The sequence below is a fragment of the Aliivibrio logei genome (assembly GCF_001691055.1).
Classification (GTDB): domain Bacteria; phylum Pseudomonadota; class Gammaproteobacteria; order Enterobacterales; family Vibrionaceae; genus Aliivibrio; species Aliivibrio salmonicida.
In genome coordinates this window covers 187,102-204,545 of sequence record NZ_MAJU01000024.1, presented here as the reverse complement: position 1 = coordinate 204,545, position 17,444 = coordinate 187,102, and the positions used below count along the sequence as shown (strand labels likewise).

The window sequence follows — 17,444 nt, the reverse complement described above, 5'->3', positions numbered from 1 at the left end:
AAAGACGCTTATTATTAAGCGTCTTTTTTATGTCTGCTCGTAAAGAACATACTAAAAAGCAGATAGATTAGCTTTTCATTAATTGAAAGCCAATAAAGCAGGCTGTGATGCTTAAGGTTACATTCAGTAAAATATTTAGACCCGCTTTGATTACTTCTCCTTGTTGCATCAAGATTACATTATCCATCGAGAATGTAGAGAACGTCGTTAGTGCTCCAAGAAATCCAAGCCCTATAATTGGACGCCAAGGCGCGGCTTCAATAATGCCTTGGTTAAGAGAAGACATTAATACACCCATGATAAGAGAGCCGACAATATTGACGGTTAAGGTTCCATACGGAAAGCCTTTACCTAATAGAACGACACAAAGTTCTGAGATCAAATAGCGGGCACAAGCCCCAAATGCGCCACCAAAAGCAATAAAGCCCAATAGCATAAATTGATTCATTGATACCTCGATTAAAATAGAAAGCTAGCTTATTAATAACATAGTTGGATATGAATTTTTATCAATATCTCTTTTAAATACAAAAATGGCAGTGATTACTTAATCATGCTTCTAATTGCAGCAGGTTGATTATAGTTTTATAGTATCAGCGTCGTAAGTTATTCTTTCACAGGAGCAAGATATGAAGTTATACCAAACCATTTTACTCGCATTAAATCCTGATGACAGTAAAGCACATAAGTTAATGGTTAAAGCAGGGGTTCTTGCAAAACAAAATGACGCAGAATTGCATGTCATTTTTGTAGAGGTCGGCATCGGTGATGTTAATTACATGGATGTTGAGCTAGAGCTAGAATCGAGCCATAACGCGTTAGAGTTTAAGCGAATAGAGCAGTTATCTATATTATCTAAAGAATCACCTTATCCTGTTCGCGCTGTACATATTGCTGATGGAAATATCGTAAAACACATCAGTGAGATTGGGGATAAAATCAATACCGATCTCGTGATCATTGGTTACCATAAAAGTAAAATTCACTGGGGGCGTACTCTTGGTGATGAAGTTTCTGATAAATTGAAATGTGATGTCATGATTGCTCAATAAGACATTCTTTACTTAGTCGAATCTGATACAAATCGCTAACAAAGCCGCATATTAATGTGGCTTTTTCTTTTTCTCGATATTTTATTATTTCTTCAATGGAATATTTGCTGTGATTTATTCCTTTCTTTATACTCCGCACTCGTTCAGTTTTTCACCAAGAACTTCTGAAAGAAACTTGTCGGAGTGCTTAGTACTTTTTTAAAGTACGAGCTGAGACCGCGTTGCGGGATCCGTAGAACCTGATCAGGCTAATACCTGCGAAGGGAACAAGAGATAATTTATCACTTAGTGCTGTCATATCATTGTAACTGCAAAGTGTCATTTTCAGCAGATACCTTGAATTAAGTAGACGATTTTTCTACTTTATATTTACGCACACTAAGAACCTCTTGCTACATAATCCGACAAGCAATTATCCTAATTATTACAAGGAATTTTGCTATGTCGTCAAGTCGTAAACAAGCGCGTTTGGATGCTAAATCAAACATTGAGTCGCTTTCTGTTCAACCTTATCCCAATTCAAAAAAAATCTATATCGACGGTTCTCGTCCTGATATTCGTGTTCCAATGCGTGAAATATCATTGGCTGATAGCTTAGTCGGTGGAACAAAAGAAAATCCAACGCTGATACCAAACGAACCCATTCAAGTCTATGACACATCAGGGGTCTATACCGACCCAAATTACGACATTGATGTTTACCAAGGGTTGCCTAAATTACGCGAACGTTGGATAGAAGGCCGCACTGATACTGAAGTGTTGAAAGGGGTAAGCTCTGTTTATTCTCAAGAACGCCTGTCTGATGAAACACTTGATGAACTTCGTTATGGCAATTTACCCACGATTCGACGAGCCAAACCTCAACAATGTGTGACGCAATTACACTATGCTCGCCAAGGTATCATTACCCCAGAAATGGAATACATCGCGATCCGTGAAAACATGGGTCGTCAAAAATTTGCAGATGAACAACTAAATCATCAGCATCCTGGCCACAGTTTTGGTGCCAACCTTCCAAAAGAAATTACCCCTGAATTTGTACGTAACGAAGTCGCCGAAGGGCGAGCCATTATTCCTGCCAATATCAACCACCCAGAAACAGAGCCAATGATCATTGGTCGTAATTTTTTAATTAAAGTTAATGCCAATATTGGTAATTCTTCGGTCAGTTCGTCGATTGAAGAAGAAGTAGAGAAGCTGGTTTGGTCTACACGTTGGGGCGGTGATACGGTGATGGACTTATCGACAGGTCGTAATATTCACGAAACACGTGAATGGATCCTTCGTAATAGCCCAGTACCCATTGGCACGGTTCCGATGTACCAAGCACTAGAGAAAGTGAATGGCGTGGCTGAGAATCTAAACTGGGAAGTCATGCGAGATACCTTAATTGAGCAAGCGGAGCAAGGTGTAGATTACTTTACGATTCATGCCGGTTTACTGCTTCGTTATGTACCAATGACGGCGAAACGAGTCACCGGAATTGTCTCTCGTGGCGGTTCTATCATTGCAAAATGGTGTTTAGCGCATCATCAAGAAAGTTTCTTATATACGCATTTTCGTGAAATTTGTGAGATTTGTGCAAAGTACGATGTTTCTCTTTCTTTAGGGGATGGTTTACGTCCGGGCTCAATTGCGGATGCGAATGATGAAGCACAGTTTGCTGAATTGAGAACGCTCGGTGAGTTAACTAAAGTTGCTTGGGAATACGATGTTCAAGTGATTATTGAGGGGCCGGGTCATGTACCAATGCATATGATCAAAGAGAACATGGATGAGCAACTCAAGCATTGTCATGAAGCTCCGTTCTATACATTAGGTCCATTAACGACTGACATTGCCCCTGGTTATGACCACATTACTTCGGGGATTGGTGCGGCCATGATTGGATGGTATGGCTGTGCAATGCTTTGTTATGTCACACCGAAAGAACATTTAGGCCTACCAAATAAAGAAGACGTTAAGATTGGTTTGATCACCTATAAATTAGCCGCTCATGCGGGTGATTTAGCCAAAGGTCATCCGGGTGCCCAAATTCGAGATAACGCCTTATCAAAAGCCCGTTTTGAATTTCGTTGGGAAGACCAGTTTAATCTGTCACTTGATCCGATTACCGCTCGTGAATTTCATGATGAAACACTGCCTCAAGAGTCAGGCAAGGTTGCACACTTTTGTTCAATGTGCGGGCCTAAATTCTGTTCAATGAAAATATCACAAGAAGTTCGAGAGTATGCCAAAGACACAGAACAAGTGGCGTTAGACCGAGCGATTAATATCAAAATGCTCGATGACCCACTTGAAGGTATGCGCCAAAAATCAGCAGAGTTTAAGGCCTCTGGTTCTGAGTTGTACCATCCTGCTGTAGATGCAGAACCCGTGAAAAGCTAACGACAGTTACCATTATTATTTTAATCATGAATGGTGGTGTTTCACGTGGAACACCACTCAGGAGATCAAACGATGTATTCTTTTCCTGCAATCGATAGAGAAAAGTTTGGCCTTTACCCGGTGGTAGATGATGTGTCATGGATAGAGACATTACTTAAACTTAATGTTCAAACCATTCAATTACGAATTAAAACCCCGGAACAACCTGATTTAGAAAATCAGATCATTGAAGCGATTAGACTCGGTCGTGAATATGATGCTCAAGTCTTTATTAATGATTATTGGCAACTAGCAATAAAGCATGGCGCGTTTGGTATTCACCTTGGGCAAGAAGACATTGAAGTAGCGGATTTACTTGCCATTTCTGATGCCGGTATTTGTTTAGGATTATCTACTCACGATGACAGTGAGTTAATGACCGTTAAAGCATTGAACCCAAGTTACTTAGCTCTTGGTCATGTTTTCCCTACGCCGACCAAAGAAATGCCATCAGAACCTCAAGGTTTAGTTAACTTAGCGAACAACAGAAAATTAGCGGGTGAAACACCAACCGTTGCTATCGGTGGTATTGATTTAACGGTGGCTGAGCAAGTGTGGCAAACCGGAGTTGATAGCATTGCGGTCGTTCGAGCTATCACTCAAGCCGACAATATAGAAAAAGCCGTCAATCAGTTTTCTGCGATTTTAGCCCAACCAAGAACATCCGATTACCTTATTAAATCGCAAAATACACTGGAGGTGATGGATGAGTAATTTATTGATGGAAGGATTAAATGATCAAGATTTCCTTCGTTATAGCCGACAAATCATGTTGCCTGATATTGGTGAGCGAGGACAGTTGTCTCTTCGAAATAGCACCGTGCTAATGGTTGGCTGCGGAGGGTTGGGATCATCTGTTGGAATGTATTTGACTGCTGCTGGTGTGGGAACGTTAATTATTGCCGATGGCGATGACGTTGAACTTAGTAACTTACAGAGGCAAGTGGTTTATCGTGAGCAGAGTATAAAACAGAATAAAGCGTTAGCGATGGCTCAAGAACTGCAATCGATAAACAAGACGATCACGATTGAGGTGATAACGAAGCATCTAACAGAACCTGCGCTTTCACGATTCATTACTCAGGTCGATGTTGTTCTGGATTGCACTGATAACTTAATAACACGCCACAATATTAATGCCGCCTGTGTTCAACATCAGGTGCCTTTAATTTCTGGCGCAGCGATTGGTTGGCAAGGGCAATTGATGTTGTTTTCAAATAAGAGTGATGAGTTAGGTAATACATTGTCGTCTTGTTATCACTGTCTGTTCCCTTTTATTGAAAGCCAACAAACGAAGAACTGTCAATCTTTCGGAATTGTTGGGCCAGTGGTTGGCATGATAGGTAATCTACAAGCCTTAGAGACAATTAAGTATTTAACGCAACCTGAGTGGGTGAAATGGAGTTCACTTCATCAATTTGATGGTAAGTCATTATCTTGGTCGACGATGGATATTCCCAAAGACCATTGTTGCCCTGTCTGTCAGTCACCAAGTGATTTACAAGGTGTTTCACGTGAAACACATCATAAAGAGAGAGAATCGGTCAGTGAGTAATTTAATTAGTGTGGAATTAAATGGGGTTGTGCATCGGGTTGAAAATAAAATGACGTTATTCATGTTTCTGTCTCATCAACAAATAGAAACTCAAGGGTGTGCGTTAGCTATTGACCAACAAATTGTTCCTCGAAGTGAATGGCAACAACGTGGTTTATCTGACGGTGAATCGATTTCTTTATTCCAAGCCATTGCAGGAGGCTGATATGACACAACCATTGATTATCGCAAATACACCATTTTATTCTCGTTTGTTTACTGGAACAGGAAAATTCCCCAATTCGTTAATAATGCAGCAGGCATTAATTGAATCGGGTTCTGAGCTTGCAACGATGGCATTGAAACGAGTTGATGTGAGCAATCCTGAGGATGATATTTTAAAGCCAATTATTACGGCGGGCATTAATTTACTGCCTAATACTTCAGGCGCTAAAAATGCCCGAGAAGCGATCTTTGCGGCTCAGTTAGCCAGAGAGGCGTTGCAAACTAATTGGTTGAAATTGGAAATCCACCCTGATCCAAAATACCTAATGCCCGATCCGATTGAGACATTAAAAGCGGCGGAAGAATTAGTTCGCCAAGGATTTATTGTCTTGCCTTATTGTCACGCTGATCCGGTGTTATGCAAACGACTTGAAGAAGTCGGTTGTGCGGCAGTGATGCCATTGGGGGCGCCTATTGGGTCAAACAAAGGCATTGTGAGCCGCGATTTTTTAGAGATTATTATCGATCAAGCAAAAGTGCCGGTTGTCGTTGATGCTGGAATTGGCGCGCCATCGCATGCGGCCTTTGCGATGGAGTTGGGTGCTGATGCGGTATTGGTGAACACCGCGATTGCGGCAGCAAGAAATCCAGTGGCGATGGCTACGGCATTTAAGTTGGCGGTTCTGTCTGGACGGTTAGCGTATGAAAATGGGTTGGCGTCTGTGAGTTCTCAAGCGGTGGCATCGAGTCCATTAACGGCATTCTTGGATTAACTCCCGAGACTAAGGAAAGACGATGACGTTTACTGATGAATGGAAAAAACTGAATTGGGATGAGGTCAAACTCTCCATCTACAGTAAAACAGCGCAAGACGTAGAAAGAGCGCTGAACAAACCAAAGCGTAATTTAGACGATTTTAAAGCGTTAATCTCACCAGCCGCTGAAGGGTATTTAGAGCAAATGGCTCAAGAGTCCGCACGACTGACTCGCCAGCGATTTGGTCATACCATGGGGTTTTATATTCCTCTTTATCTTTCGAACCTATGTGCAAACGCGTGTACTTATTGTGGGTTCTCGATGGAGAATCGAATTAAACGAAAGACCTTGAATCAAGATGAAATTGCTAATGAGATTGATGCGATTAAAGCGATGAATTTTGACAGTGTACTTTTGGTGACTGGAGAGCATGAAACCAAAGTTGGGATGAATTATTTCCGTGATACGGTTCCTCAAATTAAGCGGTCATTTAATTATTTGGCTATGGAAGTTCAACCATTAGATCAACACGAATACGCAGAACTAAAAACATTGGGTTTAGATGCCGTGATGGTGTACCAAGAAACGTACCATCCATCGACGTATGCGGAACATCATTTGCGAGGTAACAAAACGGACTTTAACTACCGCTTAGAAACGCCGGACAGATTAGCCAAAGCAGGGATTGATAAAATCGGCATTGGTGCCTTGATTGGTTTAGAAGAGTGGCGCACCGATTGTTTTTATGTTGCTGCACATTTAGATTACTTGGAACGTACGTATTGGCAAACAAGGTACTCGATTTCCTTTCCACGTTTGCGTCCATGTGAAGGCGCTTTGCAACCCAAATCAATCATGAGTGATAAACAGCTTGTACAGTTAATCTGTGCATACCGTTTATTAAATTCGGAAGTTGAATTGTCACTGTCTACTCGTGAGTCTGAACATTTTAGAAATAATGTATTACCGCTTGGTATTACCTCTGTTTCTGCAGCATCAAAAACTCAACCTGGAGGTTACGCAAATAACGAAGAGGCATTAGAGCAATTTGCTATTAGTGATGAGCGATCAGCGTCTGCGGTTGCACAAGCGGTTAAGGCTAGGGGATTTGAACCGGTGTGGAAAGATTGGGAGCGAAGTTATTCGGGTTAGTGAACTATCACGACGAACCGTGTTTCACGTGAAACTTCTTTCCTCTTTTTTGCTGTATTGAAATTAAAAAGCCGTCATTACCATTAAGATGGTGACGGCTTTCTTTTATCGTCGAGGGTGGTTTTTATTGTTTACGTAGCTGACGCACTAGCTCTTCTGTTGGACGAACGATTGCAACGATCATTTCATCGTACATTCCTGATGCTGCTGTGGTTACAGAGATAACGTGACGAAGCTGTGTTGGTGTTGGTTTCTTTCCTTTTTCTAGGATTGCAATAAGCCCTAAAGCGGCGGTTGCCACCTCTTTATGCTTTTCGGCTAATGGTGCAGTATCGATAGAAGCAATGTTGTTTTCAAAAATAGGTTTTGATTTTATGGCACTGTCTAACACCGTTTGATAGTGGCGTTTCAATTCTTGTAAATCTGAGGGGGTATTTGTCGCCGTTGTTGCCAAACTCATCATTTTTAATACGGCCAAACTTTCAACAGGTACGGCATCAACAAAACGATTTAACCTTTCATATTGATTGTATAATTCGCCTTTAGGATTGGTTGCATTAAATTTAGCCCAGTTACGTGCGTAATATTGCGCTGGTTCAGCATAGTTTGCAAAACTAGCCAAAGAGGATACATCTCCTCCATTTACGAGGGCCACCTTTGCCTCTTGGTTTTTGCCATGTGTAGGTTTCAAAGCTTTCACCTTGATGCTGTTGGTCATCGACTTGTGGTCCTTTTGGCATTGGATCGTTGCGGTAATGGTAGCTAGTCGGTTGAGGTTGATCTAAGTAAAATCCCGTTGATAATAATCCTGCGTAACCTTCTTTTGCAGCTTGTCCAATACTGTCGTGCCCACGCCAACTTTGAATCACGATAGAAGTTGGTAGGTCCTTGTGCCAAATCTCATCCCAACCCATGATCTTCTTACCTTTGTCATTCAACATTTTTTCAATGCGTGCGTTTAGGTAAGATTGAAGACCTCGATTACCATCAATGTTATTTTCTTTGATGAAGGCTTGGATTTTTTTATTTTCACTCCATTGCTGATAATTTGGTTCGTCACCACCAATGTGAATATATTCATCAGGGAACAGCTCGGTAACTTCACTGAATACGTTGTCGAAGAAGATATATAACTCAGGGTTGAGAGGGTTCATTAAAGGGACAAATACTCCCCAAGCTCGTTGTTGCTCATAAGATTGTTTACCTTCACCCGACATTAATTCTGGGTAGGCGTGAGCTACCGCAGAGGCATGACCCGGTAATGATATTTCAGGGATCACTCGAATGCCGCGTAACCGTGCGTACTCAATAACGTCTTTAATCTCTTCTTTGGTGTAAACATCACCGTCAGCGGTTTTTTGCCATAATTTAGGGTAGCTTTCAATTTGAATGCGAATGGCTTGGTCATCCCAAAGGTGCCAGTGAAACACATTCATTTTGGCAGACGCGAAACCATCTATCTGACGTTTAATCGTTTCGATTGAAACAAAGTGACGTGAGGAATCGAATGAAGCGCCACGCCATGGAAAACGAGGTTGGTCTTCAATTATTATCTGAGGAACAGAGTAACCATTCTTTGATGTTGTGATAAGTTGAAGGAAAGTTTCTGCACCTCTAATTACGCCATAAGGGCGTTCAGCTTGTAAGATGATTTGCTTTTGGTTTACGGATAGTTGGTAAGACTCATCAATATGATTGTCTTGAATCTCTTTTTTTGCGGCTTTATTGACTCGAATAATTAAAGTGGCGTTTTTCTCTGAATTAGAAAATGGGGAAAGAAGAGGTAAGCCGGTTTGTGCTTCGATGCGTTTAATGACTCGTTGAGCCAGTTGTTGAATGCGTTCCGATTTATAACCATCAATATAAATACTGAAATTGTTATCAATGGGCAGTTTCCCTGATTTTAACTCTACAGATTGAGGGTATGGCATCAAATTTAAATCTGTATTTGGTGCCGACGCGAATGAGGGGGTACTTACGATAATACTCGACACGGTAAGAGCTAAAAGCGTTTTTTTCATTATACGTAATCCTATGTTTATTCCTTTAAATTCAAAGGGAGGATTACCTATAAAACGCTGTTTGTATGTGACCAGTTTATCGTTCTGTATTACTTAATTGAGAGGACTGTTATTAATGAGATATTGTGCGGTAGGTGAAGCTAGGTTATACATCGTATTACAATGCAGCGTGATAACAAGCATGTTTCACGTGAAACGTTTTAGACAATAATACGACCACTGTCGATTACGTGGTCGTATTATTTTAGTTGTTTAAAGCGATGTATTAATCTTCATAGCTAAGCGCTTCTGTTGCTTGTTTTAGCCATTCTTTTACTTCGCCATTCACTAATGGACTGACGTCATTCCACACTTTCTGATGGTAGGAATTTAACCAAGCCAGTTCTGGGCGATTTAGCATATCAACATTAATGAGACGTTTGTCGATTGGGCAACGTGTTAATGATTCAAAACCAAGAACAGAGAAATCGCCTTTGGTTTCTATTTCGACAACTAATTCTAAGTTTTCAATACGAATACCAAACTCATCTGCACGGTAATATCCTGGCTCATTAGACAGAACCATACCCGGAAGTAGAGCGGTATTATTGACGACTTTAGCGATGCGCTGTGGGCCTTCATGAACACTTAAGAAGTGTCCAACGCCGTGACCCGTTCCATGATCATAGTCGTAGCCTTGTGCCCATAAATGTTGACGAGCAAGAATGTCTAACTGATGACCACAAGTGCCTTTTGGAAAGCGTGCTGATGCCAATCCAATGTGGCCTTTTAGAACAAGGGTGAATTGCTGCTTGATGTCATCACTTGGTGTTCCAACAGGAAGTGTACGCGTAATGTCGGTTGTGCCATCTGGATATTGGCCGCCTGAATCAACAAGGTATAAGCTGTTCATTTGTAGCTTACCTAGCTCAGGTTGGTTTTCGTGATTGTAGTGACACATCGATGCATTACCTGCGGCGGCTGAAATGGTATCAAAACTTAAATCAGCCAAAGTGTCATCTTCTTCACGGAAACCTTGAAGTTTATCCGCAAGTACCGCTTCATCATGCAATTTTCCTGCATCGATTTCTGCATCAAACCACGTTAAAAACTTAACCATCGCGGCACCATCACGAATGTGACACGCTTTCATTCCTGATTTTTCTGTTTCGTTTTTGGCGGCTTTTGGTAATAGGCATGGATCAGCCGCTTCTATAATTTCGGCTTTAGCGTCAGATAAAATCAATGACATCCATGCGTTCGATGTTGCTGAATCAACCAAGACTTTTTGACCAACAAGCGATTGCAGAGTCGATTGCAGTGCGTCAGGTTTGTGAATTCGAACCCCTTGACCTACATGTTCAATGAAGTTGGTAGGAAGACGTGTTGGGTCTAGGAAAAAGTCGACACTTTCGTCGGCATGAATGATGGCGTGAGATAACAAAACAGGAAGGCGAGAGACATCCAAACCACGCACATTCAGTAACCAACAAATAGAATCAAGTTGCGTTAATAGAGCGGCGTCTGCCTTTTTATTTGCGATGACACCTGCAATTTCTTTACGTTTATCTGCGCTTGATTGACCAACAAGCGCTAATCCCATTAAGCGAACGTCAGACACTTTAACTGCTGGACGATCTGACCATAAGCGATCGATTGGATTACTGTTTAGCATCTCAAGAGAGGCGTGTCCTTCAATAACTGCTTTAGCATTACGTAACCACTGTGCGGTATGCATACGAGGGTCGATGGCAACTTTTGAGCCAGTAGGTAGAGAATTTTTAATCCACTCTAATAAAGGTTCTTCATGTAAATGACGGTACTCAAATACCTCTGCTGGCACTTGTTTACGAACTTGAACCGTGTAACGGCCATCAACAAAAATCGCGGCGTTGTCTTTTGTTATGACGGCGGCACCAGCTGAACCGGTGAATCCTGTTGCCCATAACAGACGTTCGTTATGCTCAGGGATGTATTCACCTAAAAATTCATCTTCATGAGGAATAATAAGTGCATCTAAATGTTGTTGAGCAAGCCATGAGCGAAGTTGTTCAATACGCTGAGAAGTGTGTAGGTGCATCTGAAGTGTCCTTATTATTGATCTGTCCGTATGTGGAGAGGCAGAAAATATCGATTTTATTTGGTTATAACCTAGCGCTTTTATTCGAGGTCTGCAATTGTTGATGCTGATAAATCTTGGCAGTGATTAATTATGGTATTGCGTAGCCAGCAATTGGCAGCATCATTGTCTTTTTGTTGATGCCAAAACAGTGTGTAGGCCATCTGGGGTAACTCTGTGGGCAGGGGCAATACAACAAGATTAAGTTGTTTTGCGATGAGTTTAATAAAGTGACTTGGGGCGGTGAACACTAAGTCTGTGTGAGTGCATAGACTTGCTGCGCTATTAAAGTCAGGAACGATAATACTGATGCTGCGTTCAAGGCCGCGATCAGCAAGTTTATAATCAAGCAACCATTGGTCTTTGCCATCGCACCGCACTTGAACATGACGTTGTTCTAGATACGTATCTAAATTCCATTCTTGATCTAATACAGGGTGACCAGGACGCACCAAACACATTTGATTATCTCGATAGATTTCTTGTCCTCGAACATCTGATGGCATTTGCATCGTAATGTTCGCGTATTTCGGGTCTAAATCTTTGCCGGTAATACCAATGTCCATTTCACCTGATTGCAATTTTTTTAAGGTATTTTTATCCCATGCATGGGTATCGAGCATAACATTGGGCGCTTCATTTAATATGTAGGACATGAAACGAGGTAATAGTAATGGATAGGTACTTTCCACTAAACCAACCCGAAAGCGATAGTGGCTGCATTGAGGGTCAAATTCAGACGCTTCAGTAATACTTTCTAAGTGGCTTAATAAAACATGAAGCTGTCCATGAAGGTTTCTTGCTTTTGCTGTGGGCTGAAGCCCGTAAGCGGTACGAGTAAAAAGGGGATCATCAAATTGTTCTCGTAATTTAGCTAAGTTTTTACTGACGGCCGATTGACTTAAACACAATCGTTGAGAGGCACGAGTAACACTTTTCTCTTCCAATAATAGGTGAAGAGTTAAAAGTAAATTGAGGTCGATTCTCGCTAACTTTTCGAAGAACATAGAGATATTCCAAATTAGAATGTTAGATCTGAATATAAACCATTTCTGTTCATATCTCTAATTGAGTACACTCCCGATTCAAACATTAGGAGTTAACACGAAACATGCACACGCCAAGCTCAAGACCATCAGATAAACAATTGATCACTCTTATGGTGATGCTCGTTTTATTCAGTCCGTTAGCGATTGATATTTATCTGCCTGCATTACCGATGATGGTAAGCGAATTCCAAGTTGCATCAACATTAGGACAAGACACGATAACGTGGTTCATGTTCAGTATGGGATTAGGCCAATTGTTTGCTGGTCCACTAGCGGATCGTTATGGTCGTCGTCCTATCGCTCTTACTGGTATTGTTATTTATGGTTTGAGTGCGGCATTAGCGTATTCAGCTCAAGAAATGGAAATGCTGTTATTGGCTCGTTTACTTCAAGGTTTTGGTGCCTGTGCGACTTCTGTTGCGGCGTTCGCATCAGTACGAGACTCATTTGGTGCAGAGAAGAGTGGTCGAATGATCAGTTATTTGAATGGCGCGATTTGTTTTATTCCTGCATTAGCACCAATTTTAGGCAGTTATTTAACGATGCATTTTGGTTGGCGTTCAAACTTCAGTTTCATGGCCGGATTTGCATTAGTTAGTTTTGTGATTATCGCGTTGAACTATAAAGAAACAAAACCATCAAATACCTTACAAACAGGGCGATTGATCAGTCCATCTCGTTATTGGTCAGTGCTAAAGCATCCCGCCTTTTTGTTCCATGCGACATTATGTATGTTAGCGATGGGCGTCATTTTAGCGTATGTAACATCGGCACCGGTATTACTGATGGATAAACTTGGGCTTACAATGCAAGAGTTTACCAATTGGTTTGCGGTAAATGCGGTATTAAATATCATGGCATGTTTTGCTGCACCAAAATTCATGATCAAATTCGGAACTCGTAATGCATTACTTTTCGGCCTCAGTATTTTAGTGGTTGCTGGTGGGTTAATGTTAGGGTTCCAACATATTCAGCAAGCTTGGGCGTTTATGATCCCGATTTTCTTCTCGTCAGTAGGCTTCGCATGGGTACTGGGTTCGGCGGCAGGTAAGGCACTAGCACCATTCGGTGATAGAGCAGGAACTGCGGCAGCATTATTAGGGCTGTTTCAAATGAGTGGTGCGGGAATCATTGTTGGCACAATGCAAAGATTAGCACTCCCTTCAGCACAACTCTTAGCACTAATGATGTGGCTTCTCATCCCAGGCTTGCTGATTCTATTAAGTCGCGTTGGTAAACGATGGCATTCAGATCCAATTACTGAATAATTTCAATTGATGAATAAAAAAACAGCAATATTGCTTTTTTAATAGATCGAGATAAGATGGTTTTAGTGTATATTCACCCCTTATCTCGTTTTAATCGTTAATTAAAAGGCAAAACACGCAATGTCGATGTCTATTATTGAAATGGCTCGTGTCCTAGAGCAGATGGAAGAGTCACCAGAGAAATTAATGTTTGGTAAACTTCTTTCTGAATTGGGTAACCAAAGCCAAGAGCGCGTAAGAAGTGCTGCGCGTCAAGTGTCTGTTCCTACATTGCGTGATCTGATTTACCAATTCCAAGTGGTAATTGAAGAACGCAAAGGTGAGACAACAAAAAAACTTGCAGAAGAAATGGCAAAAGAAGGGGTCTCTTTAGCAGATTTCCAAGCGTATTTAGCAAGCAAGTAAAGGTTATAAATAAAAAAAGCAGCGAACTCCGCTGCTTTTTTTATCGTCAAATCCTCTATTGATAACTTTATTATTTAACTTGTGCGGCCGATATAGGTTCTTTTTTCTTGCCATAGAATTGCTGAACAACCAGACCACAAATAATCATAAGCAAACCGATTAATGTGGACGGGTGGATCTCTTCACCAATGATATTAGCCAAGAGTAATAAAGAGATAAAAGGAGAAGCAAAGATTAGGTTACTAATACGAGCGGTATTCTGCGTGAGTCGTAATGCAGATAACCACAATACAAACGTAATGCCCATCTCAAATAGACCCACATAAGACACCGCCAACCAGCCACTCATTGGGATTTGCTCCCAAGGGGCACCTTCATAAATGCTTAAACCGACCGCAACGGGTAAGGCAACTAAGAACCCCAGTAATAATCCTAAAATAGGATCTGCTTTATTTTTCGCATTTAAAATCCAATAGCTTGCCCATAATAATGTTGAAAATAACGCGAGGCCAACGCCTAATGGACTGTCAAATTCTAAACCTAGAACGTCCCCTTTGGTTGCAATAATAATGACACCAACATACCCAAGCACACAGGCAATCCAATCTTGTTTTCGGATTTTTTGACCAAGAAATACAGCGGCCATTAATGTTAATGTGATTGCCCAGCTGTAGTTGATTGGTTGTGCTTGAGAGGCTGGTAATAGGTCGTAAGACTTAAATAAAACCAAGTAATACGCCAATGGGTTAATGGCACCTAATAAAATGTAATACAAAGGGTTGGCAAAAAAGGTGCTTGTTAGTTGTGATAAGGTTTTTTGATAAGCGGCAACCCCCACTAACGCTAAAATTGAAACAGCACAGGCAATCGTCAGCATTTGGATGGGAGTAAAGTGTTCTAGGGTAATTTTAAATGCGGTCGCGACAGTCGACCATAAGAGGACGGCAGCGATCCCAAATCCTAATGCACGGCGTTCATTCATTGTTATTCTTCTCTATTAGAAATCCATTTAGATCTGGAGTTTACCTGCGGTGACGAAATAGTGTTAACTGGACATTTATCCAGTATCAAAATATCCTATAAAGATTCGTTTTTGTGTTGAGTAAATTATGGATTTTTTGAATCAGTTTGGTGGGCATTTGTTGTTTGGTTTTTCAGGAGCAGTGGTTGCTTACGCAGTCGCCTATACATTAACGAAAAGCCGTAACGAACAAGCATTGGCATTATTAGAGCAATCATTAGAGTCAGAAAAAAAACTCGCGAGTACTCAGTTGAGTCAACTTAATCAACAGGTAGATAAGCAACAGGCAGAGCTTGATGAGCTAGACATTGAAAGAGATAAACTGGTTCAAGAGCAAAAGCAATTTCATGGTCGTCTAATGGCTGCGATGGAAAAACTGCGTTACTTTGATGCCATTCAAAAAGAAAAAGAATTTCTCACACAGCAACTTGAGTTTTCTCGTCAAACGAATTCCAATATTGAAGCTGAATTGCGTGAACAAGAAGCGCGACACGAAGAAGAACGCAAAGCAAGCCAAGAAAAACTCGAGATACTAGAGCGTGCAGAGCTGCGTTTAAAGGAACAGTTCGAGAATTTAGCCAACCAATTGTTTGAGCAAAAAACGAAAACCGTTGATGAACAAAATAAAGTGAGTTTAGAGGGCTTGTTGTCGCCATTAAAAGAACAGCTTGAAGGATTCAAAAGACAGGTTAACGACAGCTTTGGTTTTGAAGCCAAAGAGCGTCACACCTTAGTGCATGAGATTCGCAGCTTACAACAGCTTAATGAACGCATGACACAAGAAGCGGTAAACCTGACTAACGCCTTAAAAGGTGACAACAAACAACAAGGTAATTGGGGTGAAGTTGTTCTTGGTCGAGTGTTAAAAGAATCGGGGTTACGTGAAGGTCATGAGTACGATACCCAAGTCAGTATGGATGACGATGAGGGTAAGCGCTTTTATCCTGATGTGATTGTTCACTTACCTGACGAGAAAGATGTCGTGGTCGATTCCAAAATGACCTTAGTTGCCTACGAGCGATTTTTTAACAGTGATGACTTTAATCAAAAAGAGCAAGCGCTTGATGAACACCTTATGGCCATTCGTGCTCATTTACGTGGTTTAAGCAAAAAGGATTACCACAAATTAAATGGCTTACGCAGCTTGGATTATGTCTTGATGTTTATTCCAGTTGAGCCTGCTTTTCAGGTGGCGATTGAAGCCGATCCTTCGTTAATCTCGGATGCAATGGAGCAGAACATTATCATTGTAAGCCCAACAACATTATTGGTTGCACTCAGAACCATCAGTAACTTATGGCGCAATGAAAGACAGAATCAAAACGCGAAAATTATTGCTGAACGTGCCACCAAGCTGTACGACAAAATGCGATTGTTTGTGGATGACATGGAAGCGGTCGGCGGTGCATTAGATAAGGCAAATCAAAGCTACCAAGGCGCAATGAATAAATTGGCAACAGGAAGAGGAAACATTATTCGCCAAGCGGAAAGCTTTAAAGAGCTTGGTGTAGAAGTAAAACGAGACATAAATCGTCGTCTTATTGAGCAATCTTTTGAAGCAGATGCCATGCAAACGCTTGGTGATAGTGGGTCGGATAAAGTAGACTAGAGCGCTGTTGATCCCACAGGATAAGAAGGGGGCAACATATTATCTCTAGAGGACTTAAAATGACGGACAAAACGCACTCTACCGAAGAGACCACACACTTCGGTTTTACAACAGTAGCAAAAGAAGAAAAAGTAGCGAAAGTTGCTGAAGTATTTCACTCTGTAGCGGCAAAATACGATATCATGAACGACCTTATGTCTGGTGGTGTTCATCGTATTTGGAAGCGCTTCACTATTGATTGCAGTGGCGTACGTCCTGGACATAAAGTGCTTGATTTAGCTGGTGGTACAGGCGACTTAACGGCTAAGTTTTCTCGTATTGTTGGTGAGAAAGGCCAAGTTATTTTGGCTGATATTAACAACTCAATGTTGAATGTTGGTCGTGACAAATTAAGAGACATGGGCATTGTTGGTAACGTGAACTACGTACAAGCAAATGCTGAAGAACTGCCTTTTCCTGATAACCATTTTGATTGTATTACGATCAGTTTTGGTCTGCGTAACGTGACAGACAAAGACAAAGCATTACGCTCGATGTTTCGCGTGTTAAAGCCGGGCGGTCGTCTGTTGGTTCTTGAGTTCTCAAAACCTATCCTTGAACCATTATCAAAAATCTACGATGCTTATTCATTCCACCTGTTGCCTAAAATCGGGGAATTGATAGCGAACGATGCTGACAGTTATCGTTATCTTGCTGAATCTATTCGTATGCACCCAGATCAAGAAACACTGAAAGGCATGATGGAAGAGGCTGGCTTTGAGCAAGCAAACTACTACAACTTAACTGGTGGTATTGTTGCTCTGCATCGTGGTTACAAATTTTAATAG

Annotated in this window: 15 protein-coding genes, 2 pseudogenes and 1 riboswitch; of the genes and pseudogenes, 11 read left to right on the top strand and 6 right to left on the bottom strand. The window is 41.3% G+C overall.

Going from position 1 to position 17,444, the window contains the following annotated elements; genetic code table 11:
• Nucleotides 1-67 precede the first annotated feature (67 nt).
• Nucleotides 68-448: a fluoride efflux transporter CrcB gene (gene crcB / locus A6E04_RS16550; RefSeq protein WP_017022922.1), complete on the bottom strand. Its 381-nt coding sequence runs from the start codon at nt 446-448 to the stop codon at nt 68-70.
• 181 nt (nt 449-629) lie between these two features.
• On the opposite strand from crcB, the gene A6E04_RS16545 reads away from it, so the two are divergent.
• The 7 genes and pseudogenes from A6E04_RS16545 to thiH all read left to right on the top strand — a co-directional run bounded on the left by A6E04_RS16545 (nt 630) and on the right by thiH (nt 7,146).
• The gene (locus A6E04_RS16545; protein ID WP_012551383.1) at nt 630-1,052 is read left to right on the top strand and encodes a universal stress protein; all 423 of its coding nucleotides are present in this window, start codon (nt 630-632) and stop codon (nt 1,050-1,052) included.
• Between the two features lie 169 nt (nt 1,053-1,221).
• A riboswitch (TPP riboswitch) is annotated at nt 1,222-1,335 on the top strand.
• A 158-nt stretch (nt 1,336-1,493) separates the two neighbouring features.
• Nucleotides 1,494-3,440: a phosphomethylpyrimidine synthase ThiC gene (gene thiC, locus A6E04_RS16540; protein ID WP_065611925.1), complete on the top strand. Its 1,947-nt coding sequence runs from the start codon at nt 1,494-1,496 to the stop codon at nt 3,438-3,440.
• Nucleotides 3,441-3,518: 78 nt separating this feature from the next.
• Nucleotides 3,519-4,193 (top strand): annotated as a pseudogene (gene thiE, locus A6E04_RS16535) (thiamine phosphate synthase); the annotation flags it as partial.
• The gene (locus tag A6E04_RS16530; RefSeq protein WP_065611923.1) at nt 4,186-5,034 is read left to right on the top strand and encodes a HesA/MoeB/ThiF family protein; all 849 of its coding nucleotides are present in this window, start codon (nt 4,186-4,188) and stop codon (nt 5,032-5,034) included. The pseudogene thiE and the gene A6E04_RS16530, both read left to right, overlap by 8 nt.
• Nucleotides 5,027-5,239: a sulfur carrier protein ThiS gene (gene thiS, locus A6E04_RS16525; RefSeq protein ID WP_017022926.1), complete on the top strand. Its 213-nt coding sequence runs from the start codon at nt 5,027-5,029 to the stop codon at nt 5,237-5,239. The genes A6E04_RS16530 and thiS overlap by 8 nt, the downstream gene beginning before the upstream one ends.
• 1 nt (nt 5,240) lies before the next feature.
• Nucleotides 5,241-6,011 carry a thiazole synthase gene (locus A6E04_RS16520; protein ID WP_065611922.1) on the top strand — a complete coding sequence of 257 codons (771 nt, stop codon included), beginning with the start codon at nt 5,241-5,243 and terminating at the stop codon, nt 6,009-6,011.
• A gap of 22 nt (nt 6,012-6,033) precedes the next feature.
• Nucleotides 6,034-7,146: a 2-iminoacetate synthase ThiH gene (gene thiH / locus A6E04_RS16515; RefSeq protein WP_012551389.1), complete on the top strand. Its 1,113-nt coding sequence runs from the start codon at nt 6,034-6,036 to the stop codon at nt 7,144-7,146.
• Between the two features lie 124 nt (nt 7,147-7,270).
• Here thiH and A6E04_RS21660 read toward each other — a convergent pair whose 3' ends face one another.
• From A6E04_RS21660 to A6E04_RS16500, 4 genes and pseudogenes are all read right to left on the bottom strand, one after another.
• On the bottom strand, nt 7,271-7,768 hold the full coding sequence (locus tag A6E04_RS21660; RefSeq protein ID WP_479686184.1) for a hypothetical protein: 498 nt from the start codon (nt 7,766-7,768) through the stop codon (nt 7,271-7,273).
• A gap of 19 nt (nt 7,769-7,787) precedes the next feature.
• Nucleotides 7,788-9,167, bottom strand: a pseudogene (locus A6E04_RS16510) (family 20 glycosylhydrolase); the annotation flags it as partial.
• A 265-nt stretch (nt 9,168-9,432) separates the two neighbouring features.
• Nucleotides 9,433-11,226, bottom strand: coding sequence for an aminopeptidase P family protein (locus tag A6E04_RS16505; protein WP_065611921.1), 1,794 nt, complete (start codon nt 11,224-11,226; stop codon nt 9,433-9,435).
• Between the two features lie 80 nt (nt 11,227-11,306).
• Complete coding sequence (locus A6E04_RS16500; protein WP_017022931.1) at nt 11,307-12,272, bottom strand: LysR family transcriptional regulator; 966 nt, start codon at nt 12,270-12,272, stop codon at nt 11,307-11,309.
• A 104-nt stretch (nt 12,273-12,376) separates the two neighbouring features.
• On the opposite strand from A6E04_RS16500, the gene A6E04_RS16495 reads away from it, so the two are divergent.
• The gene (locus A6E04_RS16495; protein WP_065611920.1) at nt 12,377-13,582 is read left to right on the top strand and encodes a multidrug effflux MFS transporter; all 1,206 of its coding nucleotides are present in this window, start codon (nt 12,377-12,379) and stop codon (nt 13,580-13,582) included.
• 120 nt (nt 13,583-13,702) lie between these two features.
• A complete protein-coding gene (tsrA, locus tag A6E04_RS16490; RefSeq protein WP_012551394.1) occupies nt 13,703-13,987 on the top strand; it encodes an H-NS-like global regulator TsrA in 285 nt (94 codons plus the stop codon).
• Nucleotides 13,988-14,057: 70 nt separating this feature from the next.
• Here tsrA and A6E04_RS16485 read toward each other — a convergent pair whose 3' ends face one another.
• Nucleotides 14,058-14,969: a DMT family transporter gene (locus A6E04_RS16485; RefSeq protein ID WP_065611919.1), complete on the bottom strand. Its 912-nt coding sequence runs from the start codon at nt 14,967-14,969 to the stop codon at nt 14,058-14,060.
• A gap of 127 nt (nt 14,970-15,096) precedes the next feature.
• Here A6E04_RS16485 and rmuC point away from each other — a divergent pair, with 127 nt between their 5' ends.
• Nucleotides 15,097-16,617: a DNA recombination protein RmuC gene (rmuC, locus tag A6E04_RS16480; RefSeq protein WP_065611918.1), complete on the top strand. Its 1,521-nt coding sequence runs from the start codon at nt 15,097-15,099 to the stop codon at nt 16,615-16,617.
• A gap of 59 nt (nt 16,618-16,676) precedes the next feature.
• The gene (gene ubiE / locus A6E04_RS16475) at nt 16,677-17,441 is read left to right on the top strand and encodes a bifunctional demethylmenaquinone methyltransferase/2-methoxy-6-polyprenyl-1,4-benzoquinol methylase UbiE (RefSeq protein WP_017022934.1); all 765 of its coding nucleotides are present in this window, start codon (nt 16,677-16,679) and stop codon (nt 17,439-17,441) included.
• The last annotated feature ends 3 nt before the right edge of the window (nt 17,442-17,444 follow it).

Excerpts from the sequence above, each read along its gene's own strand:
- crcB (WP_017022922.1), bottom strand. The coding sequence starts at position 448 with ATGAATCAATTTATGCTATTGGGCTTTATTGCTTTTGGTGGCGCATTT.
- A6E04_RS16545 (WP_012551383.1), top strand. The coding sequence starts at position 630 with ATGAAGTTATACCAAACCATTTTACTCGCATTAAATCCTGATGACAGT.
- thiC (WP_065611925.1), top strand. The coding sequence starts at position 1,494 with ATGTCGTCAAGTCGTAAACAAGCGCGTTTGGATGCTAAATCAAACATT.
- A6E04_RS16530 (WP_065611923.1), top strand. The coding sequence starts at position 4,186 with ATGAGTAATTTATTGATGGAAGGATTAAATGATCAAGATTTCCTTCGT.
- A6E04_RS16520 (WP_065611922.1), top strand. The coding sequence starts at position 5,241 with ATGACACAACCATTGATTATCGCAAATACACCATTTTATTCTCGTTTG.
- thiH (WP_012551389.1), top strand. The coding sequence starts at position 6,034 with ATGACGTTTACTGATGAATGGAAAAAACTGAATTGGGATGAGGTCAAA.
- A6E04_RS16505 (WP_065611921.1), bottom strand. The coding sequence starts at position 11,226 with ATGCACCTACACACTTCTCAGCGTATTGAACAACTTCGCTCATGGCTT.
- A6E04_RS16500 (WP_017022931.1), bottom strand. The coding sequence starts at position 12,272 with ATGTTCTTCGAAAAGTTAGCGAGAATCGACCTCAATTTACTTTTAACT.
- A6E04_RS16495 (WP_065611920.1), top strand. The coding sequence starts at position 12,377 with ATGCACACGCCAAGCTCAAGACCATCAGATAAACAATTGATCACTCTT.
- tsrA (WP_012551394.1), top strand. The coding sequence starts at position 13,703 with ATGTCGATGTCTATTATTGAAATGGCTCGTGTCCTAGAGCAGATGGAA.
- A6E04_RS16485 (WP_065611919.1), bottom strand. The coding sequence starts at position 14,969 with ATGAATGAACGCCGTGCATTAGGATTTGGGATCGCTGCCGTCCTCTTA.
- rmuC (WP_065611918.1), top strand. The coding sequence starts at position 15,097 with ATGGATTTTTTGAATCAGTTTGGTGGGCATTTGTTGTTTGGTTTTTCA.
- ubiE (WP_017022934.1), top strand. The coding sequence starts at position 16,677 with ATGACGGACAAAACGCACTCTACCGAAGAGACCACACACTTCGGTTTT.